This window comes from Streptomyces sp., assembly GCF_031178505.1.
In the GTDB taxonomy this organism is placed as follows: Bacteria; Actinomycetota; Actinomycetes; order Streptomycetales; family Streptomycetaceae; genus Streptomyces; species Streptomyces gulbargensis.
In genome coordinates this window covers 1-11,522 of the sequence record NZ_JAPSIW010000152.1, presented here as the reverse complement: position 1 = coordinate 11,522, position 11,522 = coordinate 1, and the positions used below count along the sequence as shown (strand labels likewise).

At 71.3% G+C, this 11,522-nt stretch carries 10 protein-coding genes; 6 read left to right on the top strand and 4 right to left on the bottom strand.

Annotated elements, in window-relative coordinates; translation table 11 throughout:
• On the top strand, window positions 1–229 hold a 229-nt coding region (locus RIF68_RS13385), incomplete at its 5' end, for a riboflavin kinase (protein WP_309051443.1).
• An 87-nt stretch (window positions 230–316) separates the two neighbouring features.
• Here RIF68_RS13385 and RIF68_RS13380 read toward each other — a convergent pair.
• The 4 genes from RIF68_RS13380 to eccE all read right to left on the bottom strand — a co-directional run bounded on the left by RIF68_RS13380 (window position 317) and on the right by eccE (window position 6,273).
• Window positions 317–3,223, bottom strand: coding sequence for an SCO5717 family growth-regulating ATPase (locus RIF68_RS13380; RefSeq protein ID WP_375165693.1), 2,907 nt, complete (start codon window positions 3,221–3,223; stop codon window positions 317–319).
• Window positions 3,224–3,546: 323 nt separating this feature from the next.
• A complete protein-coding gene (locus RIF68_RS13375) occupies window positions 3,547–3,864 on the bottom strand; it encodes a DUF397 domain-containing protein (protein ID WP_309051441.1) in 318 nt (105 codons plus the stop codon).
• 238 nt (window positions 3,865–4,102) lie between these two features.
• Complete coding sequence (locus tag RIF68_RS13370; RefSeq protein ID WP_309051440.1) at window positions 4,103–4,930, bottom strand: hypothetical protein; 828 nt, start codon at window positions 4,928–4,930, stop codon at window positions 4,103–4,105.
• The gene (gene eccE, locus RIF68_RS13365; protein ID WP_309051439.1) at window positions 4,930–6,273 is read right to left on the bottom strand and encodes a type VII secretion protein EccE; all 1,344 of its coding nucleotides are present in this window, start codon (window positions 6,271–6,273) and stop codon (window positions 4,930–4,932) included. The genes RIF68_RS13370 and eccE overlap by 1 nt, the downstream gene beginning before the upstream one ends.
• Before the next feature lie 194 nt (window positions 6,274–6,467).
• Here eccE and eccB point away from each other — a divergent pair, with 194 nt between their 5' ends.
• The 5 genes from eccB to RIF68_RS13340 form a co-directional block, all read left to right on the top strand.
• The gene (gene eccB, locus RIF68_RS13360; protein WP_309051438.1) at window positions 6,468–8,027 is read left to right on the top strand and encodes a type VII secretion protein EccB; all 1,560 of its coding nucleotides are present in this window, start codon (window positions 6,468–6,470) and stop codon (window positions 8,025–8,027) included.
• A 147-nt stretch (window positions 8,028–8,174) separates the two neighbouring features.
• Entirely contained in the window at window positions 8,175–8,498 is a 324-nt protein-coding gene (locus tag RIF68_RS13355) for a hypothetical protein (protein WP_309051437.1), read from the top strand.
• Complete coding sequence (locus tag RIF68_RS13350; RefSeq protein ID WP_309051436.1) at window positions 8,495–9,193, top strand: hypothetical protein; 699 nt, start codon at window positions 8,495–8,497, stop codon at window positions 9,191–9,193. Before RIF68_RS13355 ends, RIF68_RS13350 begins: the two co-directional genes overlap by 4 nt.
• A gap of 50 nt (window positions 9,194–9,243) precedes the next feature.
• Window positions 9,244–10,761, top strand: a complete 1,518-nt coding sequence (locus tag RIF68_RS13345) for a putative T7SS-secreted protein (protein ID WP_309051435.1) — start codon at window positions 9,244–9,246, stop codon at window positions 10,759–10,761.
• A gap of 81 nt (window positions 10,762–10,842) precedes the next feature.
• The coding region (locus tag RIF68_RS13340) for a hypothetical protein (protein ID WP_309051434.1) at window positions 10,843–11,522 on the top strand (680 nt) is incomplete at its 3' end.

The window sequence follows — 11,522 nt, the reverse complement described above, 5'->3', positions numbered from 1 at the left end:
GATCTCGGTCGGCACCAACCCGCAGTTCGAGGGCACCGAACGCACGGTGGAGGCGTACGCCATCGACCGCGTCGGCCTCGACCTGTACGGCCTGCACGTCTCCGTCGACTTCCTGGCCTTCGTACGCGGGCAGGCGAGGTTCGACACACTGGAGGAGCTGCTGCGGCAGATGGGCGAGGACGTCGAGACCTGCCGACGGCTGGTGGCGGAGGCGGAGCAGCGGGCCTAGGCACGCGGCGGGCGCCGGCCCCACGGAGCACAGAGCCCAGGGCCGTACCGGAGACACACCGGCATGCACGGCCCTGGGCTCTGTGCGCTACTGCTGCGGCGGCAGCTGTCCCGGCTGCTGATACGGAGGCTGCGGGGCGTACCCGGGCTGCGGGCCGTTCTGCCAGGGCTGGCCGGGCTGCGTACCGGGAGGCGCCTGGTACGGCGGTCCGCCCTGCGTCGGGTATCCCGGCATCGGAGGAGCCATGGTCGGCGGCGGATTGCCGTCCGACGTCCACAGGCCCTGCTCCTGCTGGGCCCGCACGAAGTCCTCGGCCACCTTCGTGGCCAGGTCGAAGTAGGCCTCCCGGACCTTCGGCCGCATCATGTCGAGGTCGACCTCGGCGCCCGCTGCCAGATGTTCGTCGAACGGGACGACGACCACGCCCCGGCAGCGCTGCTCGAAGTGGGTGACGATGTCCTCGACCTTGATCATCTTGCCGGTCTCACGCACCCCGGAGATCACGGTGAGGGACCGGGACACCAGAGACGCGTACCCGTGCGCGGACAGCCAGTCCAGTGTCGTGCTCGCGCTGCTCGCCCCGTCCACCGAGGGTGTCGAGATAATGATCAGCTGGTCGGCGAGATCGAGAACGCCGCGCATGGCGCTGTAGAGCAGTCCGGTACCCGAGTCCGTGAGGATGATCGGGTACTGCTTGCCCAGTACGTCGATCGCGCGCCGGTAGTCCTCGTCGTTGAAGGTCGTGGAGACGGCCGGGTCCACGTCGTTGGCGATGATCTCCAGGCCGGAGGGCGCCTGCGACGTGAAGCGGCGGATGTCCATGTAGGAGTTGAGGTACGGGATCGCCTGGACCAGGTCGCGGATGGTGGCGCCGGTCTCCCGCCGTACCCGGCGGCCGAGCGTGCCGGCGTCCGGGTTGGCGTCGATGGCGAGGATCTTGTCCTGGCGCTCGCTGGCGAGGGTGGAGCCGAGCGCGGTCGTCGTGGTCGTCTTGCCCACGCCGCCCTTCAGGCTGATGACCGCGATCCGGTAGCAGGACAGCACCGGGGTGCGGATGAGGTCGAGCTTGCGCTGCCGCTCCAGCTCCTCCTTGCGGCCACCGAGCTTGAACCGCGACCCGCCGGGGGTGGGGCGGCTGCTCCTGGCCTTCTGCTTCCTGCTGTTGACCAGCCGGTCGGAGGTCAGCTCGACGGCCGCGTTGTAGCCGAGCGGCGCTCCCGGGCTGACCTGCTCCCGCTGGTCGTGCTGCATGGCCTGCGGATAGGGGGCACCGGTACGCGGGTCCACGCCAGGCTGGCCGGCCGGCTGCCCGTAGGGGTTCTGAGGCTGCGGCGGCTGCCCCGGCGCACCGGGCGTTGGAGGCTGGCCCTGCTGCGGGGGCACCGGCTGACCGGGTTGACGGGGCTGGGCGGGAGGCTGCTGCGGATAGCCGTAGCCCTGCGGGGTCGGTTGCGGCGGGAAGCCGTAACCGCCCTGCGGTGCCTGGGCCTGGGCCGGGGGCTGTTGCGGGTAGCCGTAACCCGGCGGCGGCGTCGGCGCCTGCTGTGGCGGGAAGCCGTAACCGCCCTGCGGCGGCTGGGGTGCGCCGAAGGTGCCCTGGGGGGTCGCCTGCGGGGGCGGTCCCGGCGGCTGGGAGGCGACCGGCCAGCCGGGCGGCGCGGCTTGCGGAGCGCCCGGCTGAGCGGCGGCGGCCGGCTGGGCGGACGCCGTGGGATCGGCGGGCTGCGCGGGGTGTGGCTGCGACGGCTGCCCCGTCGGCCACGGCTGCGCGGCGGACGGCGCCGGGGCTGCCGCCGGCATGGGCGCACCGCCGGTGGCGACGGACGGGAACTGCGGCGGGAGCGGCGGAACGGCACCTTCCGGCGCCGGCGGGGGACGCCAGCCCGACGCCGGGTCCTGTTGCGGGTCCTGCTCCGGCTCCGGGGCGGTGTGCCGGGCGGCCGGGTCCTCACCGGACGCCTCGGCGGGGTCGGCTTCGGCGGCGTCGTCCGACGCGTTCTCGGCGGCTATGCCCTCGGCGGTACGCGACTCCTCATGGGCGTCCGCCGCTTCGGAGGCCTCGGTGCTGTCTTCGGACCCGTCCTCCGTCCTCGTGTCCCGGTCCGGCGTGCCGTCCCCGTCGGTCCCGGACGCGTTGCCCGGCGTTCCGGCGACGGCCGTCGTGCCGGTGTCCGTCGAGGTCTGCGGGGCGCCGGGGGACGTGATCCGGTCGGCGGGGCCGGAGGCGGACGGGACGGATCCGTTCGAGGCGTCGGCGGTGGCCGGCCGGCTGTCCGTGTCCTCACCGGACGCAGACGCGTCAGGGCCCTGGGGAGCGCTGGGCGCCTGGGCGCCGTACGGCCCGGGGGCGGCAGGGGCCACCGGGGCCGTGGGCTCGGCCGGAGGGGCGCTCGGTGCGGGCGGGACGACGGTCGGGTAGGGAGCGCCGACCGGCGGGGGAGGCGTGACGGCGACCGCATGCACGGACGGCGGAGGCGGCACGGGAGTCCCCGCAGCGGACGGCGGGGGCGTCGCGGAAGTCGCGCTCGGCGGCCCGGGCGGTGCCACCGGCGCGGGGCCGAAGCCTCCGTCCGAGGCCGGTGGTTGACCTGGCAGCAGCGGGCCCGGACCGCCTGTGCCGGAGAAGGGAACCTGATGCGGCACAGATCCCTGCCTGCGGTCTGTCGGGGAGCCGGGGACCGGCCCCGGGCCGGGCGGTGGCGCCTGCCCGGGGTAGGCCCCGTGCCCGGAATTGGTTCCCTGCCAGGTGACCGCTCCCGGCCCGGTGGCCGTCGGCGGAGTGCCGCCCGCCGCCGCTGTGGGCGTGGGCGCGGAACCGGCCGTATCGGGGGCATCGTGCGCAGGGGCGGCAGCGGTCGGCTGCCCGTCGCCTGTGGAGGAGCTCTGCGTATACCAGGCAGGCGCGGCGTAGTCGATGGTGAACTCGCCCGTCACCTCGACGGCCGGTTCCGCGTCGGACTGGTCATCGCTGGGCGTGGTCCAGCCCACGCGCATCCCGTCCCGATCGCTGTGCACAATTCCTCCTGGTGTGGTCGAGCACCCTCGTGCCGTTCAGGCACTCACGTGCCGGGCTGGGAGCGACCGTTGCTGTCGTCCGATCCGTCTGGCTCTGTCCCGGACGCGAACAACCCGCCCATGGGTTCTGTCGCCGCACCCGCATCAAGCGTAAACGCCACGACGTCCGGTGGGGCAGGCCCGTCCGCCGTGGGTCCGAGCCGACGGGGAGGCCCCTCCTCAGACGCCGTCCTCCGGGCCGGTGCCGGTCTCCCGAGCCCGCCATGCCGCGCCATGTCCCGGACACAATCGGATGGTTCGCGTCATTCCGGCGTGGTGCCACCGTCGTGCGGAGCGGGCTCCAGGTCGAACTCGCCGTCCCTGGCCCCGAGGACGAACGCATGCCACTCCGCCTCCGTGTACCGCAGCACGGTGTCCGGGTCGAGTGACGACCGCATGGCCACCGCGCCCTCCGGGAGGTAGGCGATCTCGACGCGCTCCTCGTGCTCCTCGGTACCGGGCGCGCTGTGCCACTCGACATCCGAGATGTCCAGGGCGTACAGCTCGTCCCGTTCCCTCTCCTTGCGGGCCTTGACGTCCTCGTCCGGTGTTCCCGCGGTGCTGTCCTGTGCGTCGGCCATGGTCAAAGGGCTCCCTTCGGTGATCGGGCGACGTGCACGGTCACCTTACTTGTCCCCCACCGACCCGCACGGACGAACAGACGGCCCTCAACACCGCATGAGAGCACCCGCGTTCGCCGTGCCACCGCAGTGACAGGGGCGTCCGGCACCCACTGTGGGCCGCCGCCGTCCATTCGCCGCCGCGGCCGTTCATCCCTGGGAGTGCCGAACGGCATCCCCACGCGGCGGGCGAACCGGCTCAGTCCATCCGGCGCGGAGCTCCGAGAAGTCCGGTCTCCGCGTCGGTCGGCTGGGTCATGACGTACTGCCGGTGCTTCTGCGTGCACCACAGGGCCACACTGTCGGACAGGGACGGCAGGGAGGTGACGTCCTCCTGGCCCAGCCGCATCACCTTGCCGACGATGTCGGACTCCTGCGGGGAGATCCGCTGCACCCCGACGACGTCGGCGGTGGACAGGAGCCGGGGCGCGGTGGGACCGAGATAGGGGAGCAGCGTCAGCACCGACTGCCACGGTTGTGTGGTCAGACGGCTGCGCGGCGGGCGGATGCCCAGGTCACGGATGATCAGTACCGGGCTGGCCGGAGACGGACCCTGAGGGGCGATCCGCCCCACAGGATGCACGGTTACGCACTGCTGGCCGCCACCGGCCGCCTGAGCCATCGGCGACCACAGTTGGGGACGCGCCGTCTCCACGGCCACCCGCGCGCCGATCGCCGCCGCGCGCAGGGCGATGACCTGGGCCATCCAAGTGCCGCCCACCAGCACGATGTCCAGTCGGGTGGGCCTGCACAGCCCCAGCACCGCGGGGCGGTTGTCGGGGTCTACGCCGAGGATCATGCCGTCGTCCCCGACGGGAAGGCTCAGCTGCGCCAGTGCGCCGGCGTCCACGAGGTGGCGCTCGCGCCGGGGACCGAGCAGACCGAAGGCCGCCCGCAGGCGCCGGTGCGGTCCGTGACGGGCGGGATCGGGGTTGCGGGGCAGATGGCCCGCGCGCTGCCCGGGGAAGCCAGACGTTCCCGCGCCGAAGCCGGAGCGGCCGGCGGCCCGAGCGGTGGGAGCGGACATCAGCGGGTACCTCCCAGCGGCAGGGTGGCCAGAACTCCGGGCAGTTGCTCACGGTCGAGCCGGACCAGGCCGATCCGGAACGCGGCTGCGGACTGCTCCAAGTGCTGCGCTGCCTCTCCGAGCTCGTTCTCGCCGCGGCCGGTCAGGCGCACATGACCGGACAGGGCCAGGAGCGAGCCCCGGCGCTTGCTGATGGTCAGCGAGAAGGTGCTGGCGAGCGCGGGGGAAGAGGTCAGCGCGCCGACCAACTGCGGCAGCGGTGCCGCCCCGACGCCGAGCTGCGGCCACCGGGAGATCCAGTACGTGGTGTGCCAGCGGTCGTCACAGCGCCAAGCGCGGGCGGTCTCAGCGGTACGGCGATTGGAGCGGCTCCCGTCCAGCGCGGCACCGCCGGTGGTGGCCAGCGGATTGACGCAGCTGGAAGTGGCGACGGCCGCGACGACCTCCGACTCGCTCAGCACCTTGGCCTTCAGCCCGGCCCCCATGAGCCGGCTGGCCAACTGGTCGGCAACCCGCTGCAGTGCCCGCCGGGACCCCTGCATACCGCCGCCGCGGGCCGCCACGGCCTCAGGGCACAGCTCGGGGTCGAGTTTCAGCGCGACCCAGGTCAGACGCAGGCCCGGCGTCATGCTCTGTGCCTGCAACGGCCCGTAGGAGCGGACGGCCATGGCCTGCGGCGGCAGGTGCGGGGCGGGCGCGGGCTGGGTGTGCTGGACGACCTGCACGGAGGCGAGCCGGATGTCGTCCACCTCCAGCAGCCCCTGCAGCAGGTCGAGGGGGATGTCCCGGGTGCCGGTGGCCGGACGCAGCGGAACGTCGGCGGCCTCCACCTGCACCAGGGCGCTGAGGAAGGTGCCGTCGCCGACCATGCCGATCTCACGCTGCTCACGGTCGTGGAAGGTGTAGGTGCGCAGCGCCGGGTCACATTCGACGGCCGGGGCGAAGCCGGGGTCCGTACCGGGTGGCACCGGCTCGGCGTTGCGCTTGCGCCGGTCCCGGAGGGCGCGGGCGGTGCCGAACCACTCGGGCAGTGGGCGTCCGCGCCGGCGCAGCAGTCCGGACAGGACCAGCGGCACGGCCAGTACGATCCCGATGGTGAGGCCGATGGGACGCAGCAGCCAGCCGATGAGGAGCACGGCTGCGGCCAGTTCGAAGCCGACCAGCTGCTGGACCCGGATGGGCCCGATACTGCCGGGGCGTCGGGCGAGCGACGGCGCGGCCGGCGTGGTACCGCCGGCGCGCGTGGACGAGGTCTGTGCCGTCTGCGGCGGCCCTTCCGGTTCCTGGCTCCCCCGTGTGCGACGGTCGCCGTTTCGGCGCCGAGACCTGGTCGCAGTGCTCATCCCCCGGAACAACCCCTTTGCATTGTCTGGCCGCGACTTGAGCTGGCGGCGCACCACGGTACCCCGTACCGTACGGTGCGATCGTCACACGGCATAGTAGGGGCCCCCGCAGGAACAAACGCCACAGAACGCTGGACGGCCCTGGGGGATTCCGTAAACGGCAGCAAAGTGAAAAACGGGGAGTTGACCGATCGATGGCGACACGTAGGGATGAGCTGAACGCCTATTCCTTCGCGCGCAAGCGCACGGTGGCGGCGTTTCTCCAGCCGTCCCCGCACGGTTCGGAGGAGGGCGCGCCGCGCCCCTTCAAAACCGTCCTGCCGAGTATCGGTGTGGCGACGCTCATCGTCATCGGTTTCGGCGCGTGGGGAATGCTCAGTCCGACGGCGCCGAAGGGCTGGGACGAGGAGGGCAAGAACATCCTCGTCGGCAGCGAGTCGACGACGCGCTATGTTCTCGTACGCACCAAGGGCGAGGACAAGCCCAGCCTGCACCCGGTGCTCAACCTGGCCTCCGCCAAGCTGCTCCTCAAGGGCGACAACCCGCAGGTCATCAAGATCACGGAGTCGGTGCTCGACGAGAGCGAGTACTCCATGGGCGCCACCGTCGGCATCCCCTTCGCACCGGACCGCCTTCCCTCTCCGGAGGACGCCGAGACGGTCAAGGTCTGGGCGCTGTGCGAGGCGCCGGGCAAGGGTGAGGAGAACCAGCCGGTCAAGGCCTCGTACGTGCTGGACCAGTCCGACTACACCGCCCTCCTGCACAAGGGCGGCAACGAACTGGAGCAGGACGAGGCCCTGTACGTGGAGGGGCCGGCCGACGCGGGCGGATCCGCCCCGCGGTACATGGTGACCTCCGACGGTCGCGCGTATCTGATGGGCGGCAAGGACTGGAAGCTCCGGACGGAGTCGGGCATCAAGACGCTCGAGCGCGCAGTCTTCGGTGACGGCGTCTCGCCGCAGAAGGTCAGCGCCGAGTTCGTCAGCACGCTGAACGTGGTGGGTGCCCTTGACTTCCCGAACCTGGCCGACGTGGGCACAGCGGCGGAGGTGGAGGGTCTGGACCCCAGCCTGTCCAAGGTGGGCCTGATCGTCGAAGCGCCCTCAGGCCTGGGTAAACAGAAGTACATCGTGCTCAAGGACCGGGTCCAGCCCGTTTCGGACTTCACGGCCCAACTGTGGCTCCGCAGCCCCTGGGTGGAGGGCGTCTACGGCGCCGTGAACCCGGAGCCGGTACAGGTCACCTTCAACGACATCCAGCCGGCCGACGGCGAGTGGATGTCCGAGGCCAACTACCCCAAGGAACCGGTCGCCCAGGTCAACACGCACTGGGAGGAGGGCGGCAACAAGGTCTCGTGCAGCATCTGGCACGGCAAGGACGACCAGTACACCGGCCTGCCCGAGATGACCGTGTGGACCGGCCGGGAGTACCCGAAGGACGTTTCCCAGAGCGGTTCCAGCACCTACGTCTCGCCCGGCAGCGGCCTGCTGTTCAAGCGGCTGACCGGCACCGACGCCGGCGGCGGGAACGTCTACCTGGTCACCGACACCGGCTTGCGCTACTCCGTCCCCGCGACCAACGACAGCCAGGTGACCGGTGGCGAGAAGGCGGAGGGCGAGAAGACCAACACCGCACAGGTCAGGCTCGGCTACGACAAGATCACCCCGGTGTCGGTCCCGGCGGCCTGGGCGGACCTGCTGGCCGCGGGCCCGGAGCTGAGCAGTGGTAACGCGCAGCAGGCGCAAGGGTCGTAGCGGGTCCTGCCTGAAAGGTCGGGTGAAGAGGCTGTGCGCATTCGTCCACAGCCGCTTGCCCGGTTCCGTTGCCCGGCGTTCGATGCATCAAGGGTTTGGAGATTTCCCGGTCCGAGCCGGTAGCAACACCAGGGGGGAACGTCGGCGATGTCCGGCTACTACAAAGTGGAACTCGAAGCACTCGGTCGCCTCATCGCACAGCTCGGTGAGTGTGCCGACGGCATGCGTTCGGCGGGAAGGCAACTCAAGAACATCGGTCCCGAGGGCTCGGGCCACGCCGAACTGGAGAAGGCGTGCGCCGACTTCCAGGACAAGTGGGGCTATGGCATCGACCTGATCGCCGACGCCACCGGTGGGGTCACCGAGGGACTCACCGAATCCCGCAAGGTCTATCAGACCCTGGAGGACCAAGTGCGCGCGGCGTTCACGGCGTCCGCACCCGGCGTACCCGGAAAGGCCGACGACTCGTGACATCGTCCTCGAATGCCCCGGCGGCCATCGGCTTCCACGTCCAGCCGGAGTTCCACCCCGTACCCCTCCCCGCGGACTCGGACAGCGGCACCGACAACGCCGGTGAGGATTTCGACGCGCGAATGCGGGGCTTCGCCCGTGACTATTGGGGTGAAGCCGAGGAACGGGAGCCTCTGCGCAGGCTCACCGCCGCCCTGCACGGCGCCACCTCCCAGCAGCTCGCCGGCCAGGGCACCGTCTACCACGCGCTCGGCGTCTTCCCGATCGGCGGCAACCCGGACGGCACGCTGACGCCCGAGCGCGTGAGCCGCTGCACCCTCACCGTGAGTGTGCGCGACCTCGACAACCCCGACCCCCACCTCTCGGCCGCTGGCATCGCGGAGACGCTCGGCCACGGTCAGGACGGCGGTGAGGTCCAGCTCGTCAGCCTTCCCGCCGGCCCGGCCGTCGTTCACATCGCCGGGTCCCGCGCCGTGTGGCAGCTCACCGACGGGGAGCAGGAGAGGTTCTTCGTACGTGTCGAAGTGTGGCTGCCCTTCCCCCGGGACGACCGGATCCTGCTCCTGTGTCTGAGCACCGCCGACGTCCAGGACCTGTTTCACTACCAGGCGGTCCTGGCCGACATCGCCGACACGGTGTCCTTCGGCGACGCCGTGCCGGACGGTGATGCTCCGCGGGCACGCACCTTCGGATGACCCCGTCGAAGGAGGACGTACGGCATGGCCGTGTCGAAAGGAACGTACGGATGAGCACGCAGACCTACGACGCGCTCGGATTCGACCCGGCACCCGGCGCGCCGGGCGCGGTCCAGCAGCTCGTCACCACGCTCAGCAGGGTGGGCAACCAGCTGAACGACGCCCACGGCACGCTCACGCGCGTGGGGAAGGCCGACGGCATCTGGGAGGGCGACGCCGCCCGAGGCTTCGCCCAGAAGGCCCAGGAACTGCCGAAGTACCTTGCCGACGGGCACGGTTCGCTGCTGGAGGCCGCGCGGGCCTTGCACGCCTGGCAGTCACAGCTGACCGACTTCCAGACGCTCGCCGCCCGCTACGAGGAAGAGGCGGAGGAGGCCCGCCGCGTGCTGAAGCAGGCGGAGGCCGACCCCGATCTGTTACTGGCCGGCCGGACCTTCGACACCGAGGCGGCCTTGAAAGACGCCCAGCAGCGCCTCGACCGCGCCGCCCGACGGGTCGACGAGGCCACCGAGGCACTGAACACCGTCATCAAGAAGGCCCAGACCCTGCTCGGTGACCACGAGGCGGCCGCACGCACCGCCGCCGAGGCCGTCAGAAGGGCCGCCGAACGAGCCCCGGACCAGCCGGGCCTCTTCGACCGCTTCCTGGATGGCCTCAACGGCCTCGGTGACGCGATCGAGGAACTCGCCGGGGACATCTGGGAGTGGGTGCAACAGCACGCCGACACGATCTACGAGATCGGTGACTGGCTCGGTTGGGCCAGCGCGGCCTGCGACGTTCTGGCGGTCATCTTCTCGGAGACGATCGTCGGCGCCGTCGCCTTCGAGGCCATCGGCATGGTCCTCAACGGCGGCGCGCTCGCCGCGCACGCCATCGGCTGGGCGGCCGGCTCCAAGAAAGGGAACTGGCTGGACATCGGGCTGGACATCGCGGGGTTCGTGCCCTTCGGGGATCTGGCGCGGGTGGGCAAGGTCGGGTTGGGTGCCTTCAAGGGCGTCAAGATTCCCCTGAACGTCCTGGAGGCCGGGTCGAGAGCCGCCGACTCCCTCAAACGTGCCGACGACATCGTCGAGGCGGTCGGCGGCAGCGCCGTGCGGACCGTCGAGGAACAGGGCATGCGGGCCTTCGGCGTCGTCGGGAGGAGGATCGACGCGGTCAAGATCACTGCCGATACGTTCGAGGATCGGCTGGGCGTGGCCGTGGCCCGGCACTTCGGAGATGCCAACCTCTACCAGGCCGCGAGCGGACGGCTCGGCGGTGTCCTCGACCGTGTGGTGCCGAGCCTCGTCGAGCACACGCCACTGGGACGAATACCGGCGCTCGCGGACTCGGTCAAGTCGGTCGCGGACGACGCGGGCAATGTTCGGCAGTACGTGGACCCCCGCTCCTGGACTGCCCGCGGGTACGAGGCGGTCACCGGCGCGCACAACCTGTACAAGGAAGGCGTGCGCCTCGTGACGGAGGACGTCCAGTACGGCTCCGAGAGGTTCCACGAGAGCGTCGACAGCGCCCGGGAGAGTGTCGACGAGTTCACCGCGCGGGTGGCCGCCGCCAACCCGTTCGGGTGAGCACCGGCCCGTCAATGGCATCGGGACACGGGGCGGCGACAACAGTCTCGGCCGTCACCCACCGACGTAACTTGGATGAGCATGCATCAGACAGATCGGGCGTGGGGTCCACGCTCTCCCAAGTCCGCGATCCGGCTGTGGAGCCGGTACGTCTTCCAGTGGCTGTGGGGTGTGCTGTACGCGATCGGCTGGATCCTGACCCCTGTCCTCAGCGCGATCCTGGAGGCCGTCCACACCGCGTCAGGGGGTCCTCGGACCCGTCCGCCCCGGCGTATCTGGCTGAGCCGTGCACGGCTGCGGCGCGAGCGGAGTACGGATCGCGGCGCGGTGGAGGCGCGCTTGCGGGAACGGATCACCAGCCTGCCGGCCGCCGACGGCCGCCCGGCGGACACCCCGCGGACCATCCAGGTGGACGACAGCTACTACCGGCAGATCGGTGCGACCAGGGCGTTGCAGATCGCGCGGGAGTACGGCTGGCACCTGCCCGAGGACACCGCGCGCTACGCACCGACGTGGCTGGTGCTCCGCCGGCCGGCGGAACCCTCGGAACAGCGGCATCGGCCACAGCCTCCCCCGCAGGAAACACGGTTGTGCGCGCCCGAACCGGACACCACAGCCGGTCCGTACACGCCGCTCCCGGCCGTCAGGCATTCCATCGCGGGCGAGATGGGCGAGTCGATCCGCCTCTGGGCCCCGGGCGGCCAGGCGGCACCCGTCGCACGAATCGGCGTAGGGCGGAGCGACAAGGCCGACAAGACGTC